Here is a 17,597-nt window from a genome sequence, read left to right as displayed (position 1 = left end):
GTCAGTATCCCAAGAAGCCAATAACGGCCTCGCCCGAGAATTCGCCCCCGTCGTCGGCCGCGGCGATTACGTCGCCAGTCTCTACCTCGATCAAGGCTCCATCGCTCTCGCGAACGCATGCCTTGATGTCATGACGATGGCATTCCTCGATAGCCTCGGCCGCCGTTACCGTGGCCTCAAGTGCATTCCAATAACGCATTGATGTTCTCCTTAGCGGGTGACGTCTTCCCAGGCGACGGCAAGGAAATCGAATTTCTCCAGCTCGGCCCCGATGCTGAACTTGATGTCGTCGGTGATCGGCCCCCGGATAAACCACTGCGGCCCGTTCTCGCCGTCTGAGCGGTGGCGCTTGAAGTCGTGGCTGCGCAGGATCAATGCGACAAGAGCCATGTCGGCGTCGCTGTACTCGATGTGGCGGCAAGTCCCGTTAGAGCTTACCGAAATGACAGAGCTGCCATCCCGGTTGTCGAATGTCTGGAAGTCGATTGCCTTGTGGGCTGCACCGACATAGGCATCCATCCAGTCGGGATTGACGGCCTTCTGCTTGGGGAAGGCGTGCCACAGCGTGAAAGACAGGCGGCTTCTCGCGCTCCGGATCAGCGCCTGTGCCTGCATGATCTCTTCGTAGGCAGCGTTGTACTGCTCGGCCCAAAACGGGCGCTCCCCGCCGTTCGACAGGTCGGCGTCGGCGTATCCCGGCATAGCCTGAAAGAGAAGGTCGGAATGCTTCTCGATGAGGCTGCCGCACTCGATCTCACTCAATCCGGTGATCATCGCTGCCAACTGATCTTCGACAGGCGTCACGGGCCGCTCAAGCTCGCAGAGCAGCGCGGCGACATCCACCGCAGACGCTCGCGTCTCGTCATCTGGCGTCGGGAACTTGAGAATCGTGCCCATGTGGAGCTCCTTGAATTAAAATCAGTGGGCGCGGGACTTGCGCTCGCCGCCCGCCTGGAGGAAGGCAATGCCGTCCTCGATCGTCATCCGGGTTTCGATAGAGCTGGCCTCGATCTGCTCCCTGATGTTGTCCTCCCACTCCGTGACCATGGCCGCCTTGCGGGCCTGATGCCTTGCGATGAAGTGCTGGCGGATCGCCTCTTTGCGGGCCTTGTCGTCTTGGCTCATGACGGCTCCCTCGCTTCGAGGCGGTCCTGACACTGCACGGGGTCAGCAGAGCGCGGGTGCGATCCGCCGACATGGAAGGCAGCCGCAATCAACCCGATCGCGAGCAAGCTGGCAGCGGTCTGGTTGGAATTCCGCGACATGGTGGCCCTCAATGCGAAGTGTAGTTGAGATATCGCACAGCTGCGACGGCCTTCTGGATCGTATCCAGGTCGACGTCGAGTGCGCTTTCCACCAGCAGGCGCTTGATCGTCGCCGGATCGATATTCGCCCGCGCTGCGACCGCCTGCACGGGGTATGGGCATTCCTCGAGCAGCCGTACCAGCTCTCCCAGACGCAAGGAATTTTGCCCGGACAAGCTCGCGGGTGCGATCTTCGGTAACGAAGCGAGCGAGGGGATCGTATTCGATGAATGCCAAGTCTCTTAAACTCCATATCTCATCTCATCGAAGATTGTAGGACCCATTGGGTTACCCTGTCAACGAATTACTATTGAATTTCAGAGGTTTTCGTGGGTTCAGGCAGCAAAAGTCAGGGCGTTTTCCTCCGTTCCGCCCTAGTCCAGCAGCTCCCGCCTGGTTGCCTCACCGCAATGAGTAGCGACTTGAAGCAGAGGCTCGCCAGGAGTCTTCCTACTTTATTCCAGGGCAAGCTTCATGGATCGCCAGCAATGCCGTGTTGGTCCCCAAGGCGAAGACCTTTTTCACGCCTCTATCGGAAGCGAGGTCCGGATGAACAAGCTCGATGTCGATCCGCTGGCCTCGACCAATGAAATGGTAGACGAGGCTCGACTGCTCGGCCGACAGCTTGGTTTGAATGGCAAGGATATTAGCAGGCAGCAGAACTGGTGTTCCATCCGTCCCGATCTTCACTGGATCGCCTTCTTTTGTTCGAGAGGCGAATGTCACCTTTGTTCCTGAGTAGGTTTTCAGATCGTCGGCAGAGCTGGTGAAGAACGTTAGGACCGTGAATGTTAGCGTGTCGTCTTCACAAGTCAGGAACAGGCCATTGGTAACGCCATCGGGGTCGACCGCTACACCCGAGACGACAAGCTTGCCGTTGTCGTCAAGGCGTGGAAACCACTCTGCTTCAGCCTGAGAGGCAGTCGTCAGTAAGCCCAGTATGATGGAAAGGACGCGCCTTCTTTGGAAAAGGCAGGTGGCTGCAGCTGTCAAATAGGCTTTCAAATCGCTCTCCTCACTGTCTCCTTTTACCTGTCAGCTTTCGCCCCTCGAAGAAAGGTCTCAGATGGAGAACGTAAGACGGCGGTTGGAAAAGGCGGCCCGAAAGCCGCCTTCGGTAGTCCTGCACGAGGCCGATCTTAGAGATCGAGCTTCATCTTCTTCTTTGCCGGCGGCTGCTCGGCGGGCTTGATCGCCTCGATAGCCGCCGTCTTGCCTCCGTCGATCGCAGGCTTCTCGGCTTCGACGGCAGGAGCCGCGGTAGCCTGGTTCTCCGCAGATTTTGCGGAGAAAGCGGGTTTATTCTCCGCAACAGGCGCGGACCGGTCCCCGAAGATGGCATTTCCGGCTTCCTCGGCCTTGGCCTTCTGTTCGGCAGCTGCCTGACTGGCAGCGAGCTGTGCTTTCTGGTCTGCATTCAGCTTCGAAAGGGCTACCTGCACTTCGTCCTCGTGGCCCGCGCAGCGTTCGCTCTTGCCTGCGATCCGATCCGCAACGCACTGTGCGATCTCGGCGTCGTCCTTCGCTTTCTGCTCGGCTTCGACCTTGGCGACGGCAGCAGCGATCTGATCTTCGAGCGGGTAGCACTCGGTCCAGCGCTGCGTCGGCATGGACAGTCGCTTGTCCACACAGAAGGCAAGGGTCTTCGTGTCCTGCGCCTTGGCGGCCTCGGCTTCCGCGACGGCCCTCGCCTTCACGGTATCCGGGTCTTCGAGCTTGGCAATAGCGCGGATCGCATCCGACGGCTTCATGCCCATGTCGACGGCCTTCCAGACGTTATCGGCTACCTCCTTGGGGACATTGCCCCAAAGGCGGCCGTTCTCGTCGATCAGATCGCGGCCCGTCGGCTCGGTCTGCTCATCGATCGGACCTTTGAGGCCAATGGCGAGATAGGCGTCACGAAGTGACATGCCCAAGCTGCCAAACCTCATGGCCTTCGCTTGCTGGCTTGGGGTGATCTTGCCCCAATACTCGTCCCCGACACGGGCCACCTCAGTGGCCTCCTCGGTAGGAGCGCTCGGCACCACTTCACCATCAGCCGCTGTCTGCGGAGCATCCACGGCGGCCGTCGTGGTGGCGTCGGTAGCAATTACCGGAGCCTCGGCCATCTCCGCTTCGGCCTGCTGCTCCTGTGCTTCGCGTTCCGGAGCTGCGGCAGCCCAAGCCACCATTTCCTCGTCCGTCGGCTTTGCCTCGGGGATCGCAGGGGTAGTAGGGACATAGGCAGCCCACTGTGCGCTATCATCAGCCTTGGCGGGCTTGGACTTGCTACTGGCCTGACGGGTCGGCTGCTTGCCGTCCACACGGCCGATTAGCTTGTCGCCCTTGCCCGGTTCCCGGCCGCCCTGACGATGGCCGCCGCCCTTCATCATTTCCCCGATGATCAGCCCGCCGATGCCAATGCCGAAACGGATCGCGTCATCGCTTGCAGCTGCGGGGCCGACAAGGGAGGTCGAAAGGAACAGGGCTGCGATAGCCGCGGTGATGGTCTTCTTCATGTGACTTAGGCTCCCTGCTCGGCTGAACGTGAACGGCTGCTGCTGGTATTGGATGCCGCGAGGGCGCGGATCGCCATCTCGGAGTATGTTTTGATGACAGGCGGAAGCGGCTTATCCGGCTCTGGCCCTCGTGGCCGTGAAGGAGGGGAGCTGGGCACCGCCACTTCGGCAAGGCCTCCCCCGCCCGATTCGACTACGGCCTTTCCGTCGGCTGTAACGTCGCCACCACTTAACCTGCGTTCGTCGCCTTTGGTCGATGAACTGCCCCCACCTGAGGGCGCAGCGCCTGCGAAACCGACGATAGTAAGCCCGTAAGCCTGCTGGTTGATCTGCTCCGCTCCGATGAGCGTTGCTGCCAATTCCGCGTCGCCCTTCATGACTTAGGCTCCCAACTGATTTCCGGATTCGAGGGTCTTGCCGCTCTTGTTCTCGTGAGCGGCGGCGGCGTCTGCACGGTCGGCCATCCGAGCGAAACGCTGAGTTTTCTCGGGCTTCGGCTGCACGGCCTGCATCGCATTGCTCGGCGGCTTGGGATCGAGCTCGGGGCCGCCCATCGCCCTGATCTCGCGGCCACGCTCCGTGAAGCGCTTCTGCGTCTCGGCAAGAGGCTCTTTCGTAACCGTGCCATCGTCCTTGGTACGAACGAAGAAATTGCCCTTCACCGAGAAGGTGGCGTCGCCCTGACGAAGGGTGAAAGTCGGGTCGGTCGACATCTTGTTGATCGCGATGATCGCATTCTGGTTGAGCAGATTGATCTCCGCGATCTCGTGGCGCTTGGCCTGCTCGAAGGTCATCTCGGTCTGCTTGCCGTCATATCCGGTATGCAGGACCTTGCCGGCCTTGGTAAACTCGTAGCTGGCTTTGATCTCCGTGCCATCGACCCGGTAGGCCTTCCGAGCAACGGCAACACCAGCGCCGCGCTTCGCGATCTCGTCGGTTGCGAGCTTCGGCTTGATGTCGAAGTCGTTGAGCTGAATGATCACGGTCTGGCTCGTGAGCTTCTCGTCTTCCGGCTTCTTCTTGGGTGCGGGCGCGGTTGTGAAGTCCGGACCACGACGCTGCGGGAACGGCAGGGAGCTTCTTGCATCCGTCGAGGCATCAGCCTGGACTACCTGCGGCTTGGGGGCAGCGGCGAAATCTGGACCCTTGCGGAAGGTCGGAGCGGTCTGAGCGGTCGGGACCGTGGCGACAGCAGGGGCGGCGCTGGTCGTCCCCGTCGGGCCGCCTGGCACTGTCCTGCCGTCGTCGATCGGCTTGGCAGTGGCAGCCATAACCGACGAGAGGTCGAACGGCTTGGCAAGCTCTCGAAGGTGATCGGAGCTATAGGTTTTTACCAACTCAGAGCCGTTTTCGGTCCGGCCCCAAATCTCCAAGCTGCCGCTCTCGTGGTGATAGGAGACGTTTCCGTATTTGCCATCAAGGCAACTACCAAGCTTTGTCGCCGTCAGATAGGCGTGAGCAGATAGAGCTGTCTGATCAGAATACGGGTGCTCTCGCGACAACTCTTGGAATTTGGTTTTAAGTTCGATGGTCGAATTAGTCATGATTAAGCGCCCTGCTCGCTCGTGGTTTCCAACGACCGCTCGGTATTGCCGCCACGGGCTGCTGCTGCATCGGCGCGGTCTGCCATCGCCTTGAAGCGCAGCACCCGCCCCTCCGCCGCCGGCACTTCGGCAACCTGATCTTCCGCTGGCGTTTCCATTGATGGCGTCGGACGGAGCGGGTTTTCAGCCCAATAGTCGCGGGCAAAATTCGAGGCCGTTTTCAGCTCGTGCAGCTCGTCGCCCATGAAGTCGCTCGGGAAGCCGTTCTCGATCGCGTTGACGATCTGCATCAGCTTGTCGTCCTCGGACGTCTGGACGTATAGCTGCGCTGCCTGCTCGGAAGAAAGCGCAGGCGTCTCGCGATCGTCAAAGCCGTGGACGGAACGCATGTTATCATCGGCGTGGTTCTCGAAAACCTTGTCGAGGACGGCATCCGTGAGGTGGGCGGGGGTCTGCTCGGCCTGCGTGCGGTTGGCGGCGATCTGCTCGTCCGTGAGGTCGGTATTGAGGTCGCCGAGAGCACGAGCGGAGAAATCCCCGCTGGAGTGCGTCAGCGTGATCATGTCGCCTTCGAGGCGGAAGGTGCCGTAAGGCTGCCATTCCATCTCCGACTGCCCATTTTCGCGGAAGCTCTCGATCACCTCATCAAGGGTGCCGCGATAGACGTATTCCTCCTGCCGCATGTTTTCTGCTTCAAGACGCTGAACACTGCCATCGATCAAGGAGAGATCACTGGCGTCGTAAATCGCCCAATGTTTCTCATCTCTCTCGGGGTCAACGTCTTTGATGGTCAGCTTGCCATCCTTGAGCTTGTAATTCGTATCGTCGGATGTCGTGTAAGAGTGGCCCTCGGGCAACTCGGACAGAAGGTCTACCACCTGTCGAAGGTGCTCTGATCGGGGGGCAAAACAAGGCTTGTCGTCATGTTTGTGCTTCCCGTTGATAGGTTACTAGCCCGCCAACATAGGGACCCATCGGGTTACTTCGCAAGTAACCTGATGCCTACCGCAGCACTTGAGCCCGAATTCAGTAACCGCCACCTTAACGCGATCTAGCGGTGTCGATTCATTGTGAAACAACCGTAAAGAACCCATAGATTTTAGGGGCTTGAGCAATTCAATGCGAAAATGGCTGAACAGATCACGTAAGGCACTTGCCGAGAATCCCGAACACCAATAGGTGGAGAGCGGCCCCACCCACCATAGTGAGCATGAAGTGCAGCCTCAACATTCCGACAATACCGACAGTGTCGAAGAATTCCTGGCAAGTCGCGACACGAAATCCGGTGGCCCCGGTAAACCCAAAGGGCCAAGTGTCCCGATCCTATGCACGATTGTGATAGTGATCTTCGCCGTAGGATACGGTGGGAGCAAAATCTACGGGTCCATTCGTGAGCGACAGGCCGAAGAAGAGAGGAAGCGACAGGATGAAATCCTGGCTCGTGAGACGGCACGAGCTACCGAGCTGGCGCGGATCGCAGACGAGAAGCGCGAGCAGATCAAGAATGCGGATCGGGACACGCTTGCCAAGTTGGTCAAGTCCTGCCGGGATCAGATAAACACCCTCTTCTCCAAGAGCGTGTTCGGGATCAATTTTCCGTACTATTCCCCGGACGATCTTCGCAAGTTCGCGGACATGGGGGCCGCTTTCAAAATGCCTCTGGGTGGCTGGCCGAGCGTCGCCCTCGACAATTACGACTTCGACATCGTGGCATGGAACCTCGACCGAATAACCGACAAAGATTATCCGATCACGTCCATATCGTTTGTCGTGGAAGGAGCACAGGACGGCTTCTCGGTCCGTCATTATGCAGCAGTTTTCAGCTGTGATCTGGATGGCCTCAAGGCGGAAAAGCCTGATCGAACGGAAGTCCATTATCTCGATTGAGCGCTATGTTTGGTCTGTGGGTAAATCGTCCGGACGATTGCGTTTTGGTCTGCGCACCGTATCCTATCTTCGCGCATGTGAGCATAAAGCGGCCGCCTGGCGTCATGGAATTCAGGCCGCGTAGCTAAGAACCAGCATCGGTTGGCGATCCGAAAATGCTGATGACCAGTTCCCGCCAATTCCTCGAAGGATACTCGACATGGATTCCCATGCCGTAATTGAAGCGCTGCCCGTAACCGGAGAACTAAGGGCCGCACTCATAGATATAGCAAACCGTGTGTTCGAAAGGGTTGTCGATCGGATCGAACCAGAGAACGAAAGCCTGACCCGCAAGCTCTGGGACCCGGACGACTACATCGACAACCATTTCTTTCAGGAAGGCATGTTGCCGATGAATCTGGATTACGCCGATTACCTGATCGACGCCTTCTTGGTGCAGCATGTTGTTGACCTAGCCGTGAAGGCCGATAGACGGGCGGAATTACACTAAAGACACCACAACTATAGCCTCGGTTATCCGGGGCTATTTCTCCGATTGCAGGGGGCCTTGTATCCTTGCGCTTTCCGGTGCTCGATAAGGCAAGGAAGCGAACCGCAGAACAGGACGGCAAATCCATGCCCCAAAATCTCCAAGACAGCCCATACGATCCCGGCGCTTGCCAGCGTTGTGGCAAGCGCTCGGAAGTCGTCCTCAAGATCGGCCAGCAAGTCGTGAACGGCGAGGACAAGTATCTGCCGGATCGCCGGCTGTGCCTCGCCTGCTGCGAGGTCGAAAAAAGGGAACTTTGGGAAGCGGGAGTGGGGACATGACAGCCAAGATCATGCCGTCCGACTTCCCTGGAAGCCTGCCCTGAAGGAGGCCGAAGGCAAGCGAAATGATGGCCGAAATCTAGGAAGGCATGGACGGCGTCGATGGCACTCCAAATGGCCTTCCGCGCAAGCTGTAAATCGGCAAGCCGAGCTGTAAGGCGAACATTTAGAAATCTTGCGTAGACACTTGCTGACATAAAGTCGGGAGTGCGGGCATGGACGTCAAGTCATCACAAGTCACGGGCAACGCTGCCTCGCACTACGCTGCATGGCAATTGTCCCGTAGGGGCTGGAACGTCATGTTGACGTCCAGAAACGCAAAAGGCAGCGACCTGTTTTGCGCCAACGACAATGAGACAATCTTCTTCGGAGTTCAAAGCAAAGGACTGACGAAGCGCGATCCCGTTGGGCTTGGCACCAATCTCGCCAATTTGAGATCGGATTGGTGGATTATCACGATCAAGGCCAAAACCGATGCCCCGGTCTGCTTCATCATGACCCTGGATGAAGTGAAGGAGCTCTGCCACCATAGCGATCCGGCAAAAAGCAGGACGGGCGCGACATCGATCTGGCTCCAGCCGTCTGCCTATGACCGGCCGCAGTTCAAAGAAGCGTGGCACAGGTTCGAAACGCTGAATTCGATTGATGTGCCGAAAACGGTGATATTGCCTGCATGAACAGGTGCGACGTTACCGGAAAGCCCCGAGGAAGTACGATGGCTTTCTGAGCGCCGCACGAAATGGTTGCTTTCAGCTACATTACCATCATCAAGTGATTCGCCGCCATTCGACGGGTGAACCCGTGCGGCATACGGATTGGGGCAATGTCGTTCTTCAGAAATTCCGTCGTTCAAGGCGGTTCTTGGATAGCGTTTATCGGGTGCGGACTCTGGACCTACTATGAGCCGGGCTTTGAACCCGCTATCGGCCTGATCCTTGGTGCCGTTGGCATCGCCTCCAACCCAGTCCCTTTCTTCGGCAAAAAGGCCCGAAATCTGACGCCGGAGGAAAAGATCGCGCTACGCGACAAATGGCGACCCACCTTTAAGGACTTCTTCCTGCAGGCTGCTCGAGACAAATACCGCACCGATGTCATCGTTCACGAGGTCGCCCGCGTCGATGATTATCCGAACATCAATGAGAAGGAAAAAGGCATTTCCTCATGGTTCCGCGTCGGCTTCATGGGGACCTATGATCGAGGCGTCTTGTTGGGCCTGAGGTGGACCTACGCAAACCAGGAGGAAAAGGGCTGGAAGGAGTACACCTCCGCTCCGCCAGACACGGCAATCAAGGTGATGCTGCTCGGTGCAGTCCCCTACGAGGCGATAGAGTCTTTCAACCCGGATGGCGACGATTATTACAATAAGCCGCACCTTTACTGTCATTTCGATTTCGGAGGAGAGCCTTACGAGAGGGTATTTTACGGCCAGCGAAATCAACTTTTCGAAGACTCTCCGTCCTATTTCACGGAGATCGCAGAGTTTACGAAGCCGGGGCTTTTCGAAGGCATCAAATGGCGATTCTGGAAACGATAGGACTGGTGAGATGGACGCCATACACGAGATGACAACATCCGCCCGTATCCGAGCGCTTGCCTCGGAAGGGATGGCGACGGCCGAGATAGCGCGGCAGTTGGGCATCCGCTACCAGCACGCCTACAAGGTCCTCAAGGCAGGCGGCCTTTCACCAACGCCGATGGTAAGACAGAAGCGTGTTGCGCCCTCCCCTACTACAAAGCCACCCTTGCCGTTATCCGTGTTGACCGAAGGAGGCTTTGCTCCAGCGGGCCGCTGGATGTTCTCGCCCACCGAGGAACTCATCGTAGACATCCCTCTTCCCAAGTGGGTAGGCGTCTACGCTTTCGTGAAAGACGGATATGCCCTGTATGTCGGGGTCGCGACGATGGGCATTTCCAAGCGGCTGTATTTCTACGGCCGGCCTGGGATTTCGCAGCGGACAAGTAAACGGTTGAATGGCCTCATCAAGGGCGAGCTGCTCGCCTCTGGTTCGATTGACATCTACGTGGCGATCCCGCCAGACCTCGAATGGAATGGCTTGCCGATCCACGGTAGCGCTGGCCTCGAGCTTGGCTTGATCAAGAAATATGCTCTCCCGTGGAACATGCGGAGCGCGGGGTAGAAATATGACAACGCAAGGATTGCGCATGAATACCTTCAACAGAATGACCGTTGTTGCCGCATGTGAGGTGGTTGGCGATGGGAATTCGCATAACGACATGGAAATCCTCGAAGCCCAATGGGGCATTTCAGGTCGTTGTAACGCATCGAGCAAGTCAGGGCGTGTTGCAGCGCTCGCGCGAATAGCAATAGATGAAGACCTCGAGGTGATGACGGAGAACGGCCGCGTCCCTCTCAGCCGAGCCGTCGTGGAATCGGCTCTCAAAGTCTCGGAACGAATCCGCAGCGAGGACAGCTGGACAAAGCTGGTTTCCGGTTTGCGTTTCGACGGATTCGAAATCATCGAAACGGAGACCGAAGTACCATCGCGTTTTCGCGGGTCATTTCCACGGACAACGACCGTAAGAACGCTAGCCCGAATGCTTCCGGAGGATATTCCCGAGCTTGATTTCCGTGAGGCGGAAAGTGAAGTCGTCCAGCTTCTGGATCGGCACGGATTTACGGTGGCTAAGGGCCACCTCCAATTGGCGCTTTCAGCTTTTGAGCGCGGAGCGTGGTCGTCGGCAAACGGAGAGCTGCGAAAACTCTACGAGAGCTATTTAGACGAAATTGCTGAAAAGCTCGGCTATCAGGGAAAAGATGACAGCAAAGCCAAGCGGGATTTTCTCGGAACAGTGCAGCCGCCCTTCCTGTTGGAGGATTACAACGAATGGAACTCCAACAATCAGAAACCCCAGTATATTCAGGGGTTGATGAGCAGGATGCATCCGCACGGAGGTCACGCTGGCCTCTCCGAAGAAGAGGACGCAACTTTCCGCCTTCAAATCACGTTGGTAACAGCGAGACTGCTTCTTCGCCGTTTCGACAAAGGAGCTCGTTGACGAGCGGCACGCCGTCGAGATCGTCCCTGTCCAGATCAATTTGCCTGATGCACTAATGGCCCGCCAAAACCGACGGCGACACCTACGTCACCGCCCTGATGGTCTGCGCGGCGGTTCTTGAGGGTGGCGAGGACGATACGGCCGAACATGCTAGGGCGGCGTTTAGAGGCGACGCACGAGGTGGGCCTTGCCGTGGGGTGGCGATTTCAGACCTGATTTTTAGGCTTTCTATTAGGCATCGGCTAACTGGAGATTGCTAAGACCGCCTTGGGTTTAAAAAGGGAAATGGGGTCTATGCGCGCGTTCTTGCAGCCATTGGAAAAATATTTGTCATTCGGGGCGATCGGTGGCCTGATCGGGGTTTGCAATGACATTGCAACACCTCTCGCGGGGTCGAACATCTACGGCGTGATGGCGGGCGTTGTTGCCCTTGTCCTCGGCTTTCTGGCTGCTGGCACGCTAGGCATTCGCAACGATATAACCAAGGGTCTGCTCGGGGTCGGCGCGATCATGGCCGCGCTTAGCCTGTTCTTCCTGACGCAAGAGCCAAGCGGCCCAAATGAGGGTGATACTGGTTATTTGGCTTCCCGCTTCTCGATTATCGAAAAGGCGCAGGGCGAGCTTGTTAAAAAGCTCGGCGACATTCATGAAGAAACGGTGAAAATCGCCGACAACACGTCGAAAATTGCCGAAAATACGGACGATCTTCGCGGTTTCTCAATTGATGAAACCCGCTTCGTTCAAGCACTGGACAACGGCGACAAGCGCACGGTCGCATTGGCTTGCAAGTCCGGTATGCGGGCCTCAAGCTTCATCTTCCATGGCGGCATCCATGGCCGCGACGGACCCGATGGCACCTATAGCGACGACATGGTGTCGTTCCTTATGAATCAGAGCTGCGTCAATGCCGAAAAGCTGTGTCCCGAACTGTTCCGTATGAAAACCTCAACCGACTTTCTGGCTGGCCCTGGGGCTCGGTTCGCGCTCCTTGATCGCGTTGGCCTCATCTGCGGCGCGAAAGTGCGAAAGCAGGTTGCTGACTGGCAGGAAGGCGATACAGCTTATCGTTGATAACGGAAATCAACCGCTCTCGGGGCGGCTTCTTCTGACTGCCGATAAGGAATGTTATCGGCACTCAGACTTCCGAAATGCCCATATGAGGGATTGGAACTCAAGGGCCGTTAGCTTCCACAAGACACCAAAAAAACCCGCTGGACGGGGTTCCCTCGGTTTCCAGATGCAGACGACGTGAATGGGTTTAATCATCGATAAGCCCTACGAGCCGACGATCTGCCGCGCAAGCCCCTATGATGTTTGCATCGCCGTTGAGAACAGCAACCAGTTCGCCTGCCGTCATCGGGCGCAACGTAAATTCATGGAGCGCCATCGCTGGCATTTCGGCGTAATCCTCGGGGTCACGCTGTTTGAGTTCCGCACGCTGCTCAAGCGCAGCATTACGGCAGGCCTCCTCGGTTTCCGCAAAGAACAGCAGTTCGTCTTGGCCGGGAACGATCTGATAGGCCCAAACTATTATTTCCATCCCAAATACCCTTTCGTGAATCATCGCGCCACGTATAGTTGCGATACGGCGGGGGCGAAATTGTAGGATTCAACAAGGTCTGGCTACTCGCGAAAATGTTAGTTGGGGCTCTGGGCATTGTCGGATCAGAAAATCAGTAAGAGAACCAACTGGATCGCATGGGCCGTCACTGTGGTCTCCGTATATGTAGTGGGTTTCCTCTGGATTCTCGGTCCACAAGCGATATGGACATTCCTCCACGGGAATGACCAACTGAACACGGTTGGGGACTTCCTCGCGGGTATATTTGCGTTCCCGGCTTTCATTCTACTGGCAGCCGCAGTTCTCACACAGAGACAAGAACTCAACGAGGCTAGAGAGCAATTCGAAGACGGAAAGGAAGTCACGCAAGCGCAATTGGCTTTGATCCAGACGCAAAACGATATCGCGCACAAAGCGGCAAAGGCCAATTACAAACTGGCTCTCCACGAGAAACGGCTAGCCGTGTATTTGCGTATGAAGGAATGTGGATTCGCGCTGACAACCTCTGGCACTATCGAGAAGGAAACAAGGCAAAGGATATATGCGGCCGTCGAAGATGCAAAGTTTGTCTTCGGGGATGAGGTGAACGAATATATCAAAATGCTTAGTAGCAAGACCGACGAGATAATGCGGATCAGCGCTAGAGCGACAAGACTAAGTAACAAAGGGAGAGATCAAGGATTTACCGAGAAGGAGGAGGCGGAATGGAACAACGCGGTCGATGCTGTTCACGCATTGGAACAGTGGTTCTATGAGAATCTTACCTATGAAATATTGGAAGAGAAGTTCACACCTTCACTAAAACTGCCAGATGATATCAACTAGCTGAACTTCGCCATCCTCGACGGCGCGGCCGACTATCCACCTTCGATCACTTCGAGGATCGGGCCGCGTGGGAGGCCGGCTCGGTCTGCCGTTCGCGCAGCGGCTCCCATGAAGCCGCGACGTCGGCAATGTCACCCAGGCGGACACGACGGGCAACCAGTGCCATCTTCACAGCCTGCCGGATTGCGCCGGCGCAATCCGAGCGTTTGCCGGAAGACAAATTCCGAAGTTTGCGCACGAAAAATTCCTCCGAACTCACTTCAATTCCTTCAAGAAACATACCAAGCTCCGCCCGACAAATGGTCTCCATTCGAGACGTTCGACTCCGACTTTCTTCCCATCTACCTCAAGGGCGGGGCGACTTCAGCGGGAAGGTGGCCCAATATCAAATAAGTAACGGTACGAAGGAAGCCTCCTGCGCTTATCATAAGGCCTGGCTGATGGGTCAGTGATGGCAACTTCGTCGCGATACTGCGCAAGAACAATTGCTAACGCAGCAGACTATTGATGCAACGACAAGCGTCCAAAATTCACCTTATGACCAGCCCGACTACAGGGAAGCGTGGCACCGGTTCTGGACTAGAGAGCCGCAAGAGCATCGCCCGCCGTACCTCGATCGATATTGCCTCCGGCCGACTAGGCAAATTTGCGCCGTCTGCTGATGGTGCAACCTTACAAGCGTTCACGTCGTAGAAATACGCCCACGGGTTAACGCAAAAATGGCCGTATGTATGCGCCCCGTAGCTTTCCATCAATGGAAGCTGACAACCTGTCCAAGTCTTGGCCTAGTTGGTCATTTTGCCTCGAGAAAATAGCGTCCTCATACATTTGTAGCTCGTTCTCATCGATGATCTCGGGGCGTCGAGGAGAAAATCTTATATTTGCGGCCTTCATCGAAGCTGTCATTAGCCTGTACCTCATGTCACTCAGTTCGTTAACTTCGCTACTGAGGTCGATGTTGCACAGGAACTTCAAGTCGACAGCTGCGTGCCTTAGCCCGTCAAACACGGACCTAGTGTCAAATAATATCTGGTAGGTACTATAAATTGCCCCAAACAGAGGTTCGTTGTCCTCTGTTACGTTAAATCCAGACTTACAGCTCTCATCGAGGAACGTGTAGTAATCTGTATCGCGAGCCTCCCGGATTGCTGTAAGTGCCTGAATCCAGAGTCTCTGCGTCCTTGACGCAACTTCGCTCAGCGCAGAATAATCAATCTGCTGCTTCCACGTTCTAAGAGCCGCGCCCGCCAAAATGAGTGTCACGGTCGCCGCGAGAACTTGTGCGCCCGAGAAAACGAGGCTCCAAGCCTCGAACCGACTCATGCAATTCTAATTCTTTCTTCAATGACTTTGCCATTGACTACCGTTACGCGAAACAAGTCACCGTCCTTTTGAGTGCCGGGAGCCTTCGCGAAAAAATGACATTTGGCAATTCTTCTATTCCCAATCGCCTTAAAATTGATCACGCAAATATCATTGCCAATTTCCACACGATGATTTTTGCCCCACTTGACCGTTACGATATCGGCTTTGTGTAAATTCTTCTCAGATGCAATTCGATCGAGAAGGACATCGATTTCATTGATCTCTAATGGACTATTCCCTTTGCTTATTCCTGTATCTCTCTCAGTGATAGCAAATACAGGTTCATCTTTGTCTACTGCGTACATAGTTCTCTCCCTCAACTATTGATTAATTAATCATTACCCATACTACCCGTCAAGGGCACGATGCGGCGGGCGCACCGCGGTCGTGTACGGACGTTCTGTATTTGAGCGAAGACGCGCAAAACGATCTACTGTTCGAGATCAAGAGAAATACGGAATGCACCGAGAAAGCGAACGGTCATGTTATCGGAAGCTAGAGCCTGAAAACGGCCATATGAGAGATTGGAAGCAATCGGCCGATAGCTTCAACAAGGCGCCGAAAAGCCCGCAAACCGTGGCCTTGGTCAACGGATTCTAGTGGCCGACTTCGCCAAGCCGGACAAGACGCCACAATTGGCGGTCGAGGTCGGTTTGAATGTCGTGGTGGGTCACTTTACCCGCCTCGATCATGAAAACCCATCGGGGAAACTTGGCCGAGTTGTCGATGATGGCGGCCTCGTCGGCCAGCTTCACCGCCCTTGGAAGGTTTGCCAGCGAGCGCGGAAATCGCCGTATGATGACGTCGGGCGGTATGTCATGCCCGCCCAATTTGACGCGATATTCCACGCGATCAAGGCTCCGCTCGGCGCTGTCCAAGAACACGAAAATGAAATCGATGTGATAGCCGGCGTCTTTCGCCTCCTGCATCAATCGGATCGGCCAATTGCCCGCAAGGGTCGTCTCGATGGCGAAATCCCGCTTGCGGGCAAGCTGGAGCTTGACGGCTTTAAGCGCACTCCTCGCCGCCGCCCTTTCTCGGTCGGCCTTGGCAACGATCGACGGCAAAGCGGATTCGAGTTGGTCGGCGTTGATGAACCGCCCTAGCGGCTTCATCAATTCGTAAATCGTGGATTTTCCCGCCCCGTTAGGGCCTGCGAGGATAGTCAGACAAGGGGTGATCATTTCGCCTTGCGGAAGTCCGACACGGCCTGAGGGCGCACATCGATAGGCTGGCGAACGCCATAATCGGATTCCTCTGGGGCATCGGCCCACGACGGACGCAAGCCAAGCGGTCGGCCGCGCTCCTCGGCCTCAATGCCGATTTTCGCGATCTTCGACCAATTCTTTTCAAGCTTGCGCAATATCATGGTTGCAATCCTATAGCGTCCCGCCCTGGGTGTCAAAAGGGCGTAGCCTTGTCAGCCAAGGGAATAGAAGGGAGGCGGAATTATGAGCGACACGACGAGCCGAATCTTACAGATAAGCCCGAAGTACACGGTTGAGTTCTGGCGCGACCTTGATCTCGATCCCGAAAACCCGAAACAAGATCGCTGGTTGAAGGCAATCGACGTCCTGCGTGACCGCATAGGGGAGCGATTTATCAAGCCTGCGCAAACTCTGATCGACGTGGACAAGGACAGCAAGCCACACACATTCGGGTTTGCCATCCTCGCTCTTGATTGCCTCGTTCTCGAAACCATCCAAGGTTTCAGGCAAGGCGTGATCAATCATCAGCGCCAAAGCGGGCGGCTGTTCGTGGCATTCTTGAGCAACTGGCAACCGTTCATAGATTGCCTTGATAACAGCATGGTAGCGACGACGAAAGCTGGCGAATTTTACAGCCAAGGGCGGTGCGCTCTCCACCATAGCGGGGCAACCGACAAAATGACGGTTGGCATAAGCGGCCCGAGATGCGCTTTGAGAACGGCCAGATCAACGTAAACCGAACCGTGTTTCACACGGAATTGGAAGCGGAATTCAGACGGTATCTTGCCGTCTTAGGCGATCCGAACTCGGTCGACCAAAGGAAGAAGTTTTTGCTGAAAATGAACGCGGTTTGCGGAATTTAAAGGCCTTGCTCAGACAGCGCCCACGAAATTCTTGAACTCGTCCATGTATCAACACGGCCGCTAGATTGGCGCGTTTGCAATGGGCCCGATCAGCTCCATGGCCAGTCAGAGCTGGAAATTAGCTCCCCAGCTTTCCAACGGCCAATGATTATCTGTCCCGGGTCCAATACGGAAATGAAAGTCCTTGAGCAGTTTTTCTTTGAACAGCCAGCAGGTCTCGGTGAACTGATCCCTTGTCACTTCGAAGCTAACATTTACAGACGGGATTTCACGAGATTTGAATATCAAGCCAGCTTCAATTCTTTCGGGAGTCAGAGCTGTCCTGACCCAAAAGGACACTACCGCTGGCCAGCGGAACCTGCTGATCGGAGAAACAACAACCGCTCCAACGAGCAGGTAGGTAAACTCGACCACCATTGTGGGCGGCCCTGGCTGAATGTGCTGACCAATGTTGCCAGAAGGCGGGCCAGCAAACTCCCCATGCCAGTCGCCGACCTCGATTTCCGGTAGGCCCACAACGGGGCGCGGCTTAGGTTTTCCTCTTGGCATGAAACCATCCTGTCTAGCCAGTCGAGCAACCGACGTCCCCACCCTGCCGGGAGTCCATTAAAAAATGGCGGATGAGCGAAAAAAGTCGAGGATCGCCCGTGCCTCTACGGCAGAACCAACCTCCTTCGGGTGTATTGGCGGAATCAAGAATCAGTCTTAGGTTGA

Annotated in this window: 25 protein-coding genes and 1 pseudogene; 11 read left to right on the top strand and 15 right to left on the bottom strand. The window is 56.1% G+C overall.

Annotated elements, in window-relative coordinates; genetic code table 11:
- Position 1: 1 nt before the first annotated feature.
- The 8 genes from HX899_RS01455 to HX899_RS01420 form a co-directional block, all read right to left on the bottom strand.
- Complete coding sequence (locus tag HX899_RS01455; protein ID WP_130801361.1) at positions 2-199, bottom strand: hypothetical protein; 198 nt, start codon at positions 197-199, stop codon at positions 2-4.
- An 11-nt stretch (positions 200-210) separates the two neighbouring features.
- Positions 211-897: a hypothetical protein gene (locus HX899_RS01450; RefSeq protein WP_130801359.1), complete on the bottom strand. Its 687-nt coding sequence runs from the start codon at positions 895-897 to the stop codon at positions 211-213.
- A 21-nt stretch (positions 898-918) separates the two neighbouring features.
- Positions 919-1,125: a hypothetical protein gene (locus HX899_RS01445; protein ID WP_130801357.1), complete on the bottom strand. Its 207-nt coding sequence runs from the start codon at positions 1,123-1,125 to the stop codon at positions 919-921.
- A gap of 148 nt (positions 1,126-1,273) precedes the next feature.
- Positions 1,274-1,462 carry a hypothetical protein gene (locus tag HX899_RS01440; RefSeq protein WP_130801355.1) on the bottom strand — a complete coding sequence of 63 codons (189 nt, stop codon included), beginning with the start codon at positions 1,460-1,462 and terminating at the stop codon, positions 1,274-1,276.
- Between the two features lie 292 nt (positions 1,463-1,754).
- Positions 1,755-2,309, bottom strand: a complete 555-nt coding sequence (locus HX899_RS01435; protein ID WP_130801353.1) for a hypothetical protein — start codon at positions 2,307-2,309, stop codon at positions 1,755-1,757.
- Between the two features lie 134 nt (positions 2,310-2,443).
- Entirely contained in the window at positions 2,444-3,802 is a 1,359-nt protein-coding gene (locus HX899_RS01430) for a hypothetical protein (RefSeq protein WP_181291523.1), read from the bottom strand.
- Between the two features lie 380 nt (positions 3,803-4,182).
- A complete protein-coding gene (locus HX899_RS01425) occupies positions 4,183-5,139 on the bottom strand; it encodes a hypothetical protein (protein ID WP_181291522.1) in 957 nt (318 codons plus the stop codon).
- A gap of 209 nt (positions 5,140-5,348) precedes the next feature.
- A complete protein-coding gene (locus tag HX899_RS01420; RefSeq protein ID WP_181291521.1) occupies positions 5,349-6,224 on the bottom strand; it encodes a hypothetical protein in 876 nt (291 codons plus the stop codon).
- Between the two features lie 337 nt (positions 6,225-6,561).
- Here HX899_RS01420 and HX899_RS01415 point away from each other — a divergent pair, with 337 nt between their 5' ends.
- The 11 genes and pseudogenes from HX899_RS01415 (at position 6,562) to HX899_RS01370 (ending at position 13,447) form a co-directional block, all read left to right on the top strand.
- A complete protein-coding gene (locus HX899_RS01415) occupies positions 6,562-7,233 on the top strand; it encodes a hypothetical protein (protein ID WP_181291520.1) in 672 nt (223 codons plus the stop codon).
- Between the two features lie 199 nt (positions 7,234-7,432).
- The gene (locus tag HX899_RS01410) at positions 7,433-7,723 is read left to right on the top strand and encodes a hypothetical protein (protein WP_181291519.1); all 291 of its coding nucleotides are present in this window, start codon (positions 7,433-7,435) and stop codon (positions 7,721-7,723) included.
- Positions 7,724-7,788: 65 nt separating this feature from the next.
- Positions 7,789-8,043 (top strand): hypothetical protein, encoded by a 255-nt coding sequence (locus HX899_RS01405; RefSeq protein WP_246697050.1) that lies wholly within the window; start codon positions 7,789-7,791, stop codon positions 8,041-8,043.
- A 215-nt stretch (positions 8,044-8,258) separates the two neighbouring features.
- Entirely contained in the window at positions 8,259-8,720 is a 462-nt protein-coding gene (locus HX899_RS01400) for a hypothetical protein (protein WP_164043351.1), read from the top strand.
- 146 nt (positions 8,721-8,866) lie between these two features.
- Positions 8,867-9,577 carry a hypothetical protein gene (locus HX899_RS01395; RefSeq protein WP_181291518.1) on the top strand — a complete coding sequence of 237 codons (711 nt, stop codon included), beginning with the start codon at positions 8,867-8,869 and terminating at the stop codon, positions 9,575-9,577.
- 10 nt (positions 9,578-9,587) lie between these two features.
- A complete protein-coding gene (locus HX899_RS01390; protein WP_246697049.1) occupies positions 9,588-10,181 on the top strand; it encodes a GIY-YIG nuclease family protein in 594 nt (197 codons plus the stop codon).
- Positions 10,182-10,206: 25 nt separating this feature from the next.
- Entirely contained in the window at positions 10,207-11,061 is an 855-nt protein-coding gene (locus HX899_RS01385; protein WP_181291517.1) for a hypothetical protein, read from the top strand.
- A 68-nt stretch (positions 11,062-11,129) separates the two neighbouring features.
- Positions 11,130-11,321, top strand: a pseudogene (locus HX899_RS35525) (hypothetical protein); the annotation flags it as partial.
- A 34-nt stretch (positions 11,322-11,355) separates the two neighbouring features.
- Complete coding sequence (locus HX899_RS01380; RefSeq protein WP_163926136.1) at positions 11,356-12,132, top strand: hypothetical protein; 777 nt, start codon at positions 11,356-11,358, stop codon at positions 12,130-12,132.
- A 181-nt stretch (positions 12,133-12,313) separates the two neighbouring features.
- Positions 12,314-12,667, top strand: a complete 354-nt coding sequence (locus HX899_RS01375; protein ID WP_130801482.1) for a hypothetical protein — start codon at positions 12,314-12,316, stop codon at positions 12,665-12,667.
- A gap of 51 nt (positions 12,668-12,718) precedes the next feature.
- Positions 12,719-13,447 (top strand): hypothetical protein, encoded by a 729-nt coding sequence (locus HX899_RS01370; RefSeq protein ID WP_130801481.1) that lies wholly within the window; start codon positions 12,719-12,721, stop codon positions 13,445-13,447.
- A gap of 46 nt (positions 13,448-13,493) precedes the next feature.
- Here the strand turns inward: HX899_RS01370 and HX899_RS01365 are convergent, their stop codons facing one another.
- The 7 genes from HX899_RS01365 to HX899_RS01335 all read right to left on the bottom strand — a co-directional run bounded on the left by HX899_RS01365 (position 13,494) and on the right by HX899_RS01335 (position 17,432).
- The gene (locus tag HX899_RS01365; protein WP_130801480.1) at positions 13,494-13,685 is read right to left on the bottom strand and encodes a hypothetical protein; all 192 of its coding nucleotides are present in this window, start codon (positions 13,683-13,685) and stop codon (positions 13,494-13,496) included.
- A 470-nt stretch (positions 13,686-14,155) separates the two neighbouring features.
- Positions 14,156-14,770 carry a hypothetical protein gene (locus HX899_RS01360; protein WP_130801479.1) on the bottom strand — a complete coding sequence of 205 codons (615 nt, stop codon included), beginning with the start codon at positions 14,768-14,770 and terminating at the stop codon, positions 14,156-14,158.
- Complete coding sequence (locus HX899_RS01355) at positions 14,767-15,117, bottom strand: hypothetical protein (protein ID WP_130801478.1); 351 nt, start codon at positions 15,115-15,117, stop codon at positions 14,767-14,769. Before HX899_RS01355 ends, HX899_RS01360 begins: the two co-directional genes overlap by 4 nt.
- Before the next feature lie 291 nt (positions 15,118-15,408).
- Positions 15,409-15,996, bottom strand: a complete 588-nt coding sequence (locus HX899_RS01350) for a zeta toxin family protein (protein WP_130801477.1) — start codon at positions 15,994-15,996, stop codon at positions 15,409-15,411.
- Positions 15,993-16,175 carry a hypothetical protein gene (locus tag HX899_RS01345; RefSeq protein ID WP_181291516.1) on the bottom strand — a complete coding sequence of 61 codons (183 nt, stop codon included), beginning with the start codon at positions 16,173-16,175 and terminating at the stop codon, positions 15,993-15,995. Before HX899_RS01345 ends, HX899_RS01350 begins: the two co-directional genes overlap by 4 nt.
- A gap of 112 nt (positions 16,176-16,287) precedes the next feature.
- Positions 16,288-16,659, bottom strand: coding sequence for a hypothetical protein (locus tag HX899_RS01340; RefSeq protein WP_181291515.1), 372 nt, complete (start codon positions 16,657-16,659; stop codon positions 16,288-16,290).
- A 329-nt stretch (positions 16,660-16,988) separates the two neighbouring features.
- A complete protein-coding gene (locus HX899_RS01335; RefSeq protein ID WP_181291514.1) occupies positions 16,989-17,432 on the bottom strand; it encodes a hypothetical protein in 444 nt (147 codons plus the stop codon).
- Between the last annotated feature and the right edge of the window lie 165 nt (positions 17,433-17,597).

This window comes from Rhizobium sp. WYCCWR 11146 (assembly GCF_013591995.1).
Taxonomy (GTDB): domain Bacteria; phylum Pseudomonadota; class Alphaproteobacteria; order Rhizobiales; family Rhizobiaceae; genus Rhizobium; species Rhizobium indicum.
Note: the sequence above shows the minus strand (reverse complement) of the source record. Positions and strands in the feature narration are given on the sequence as shown.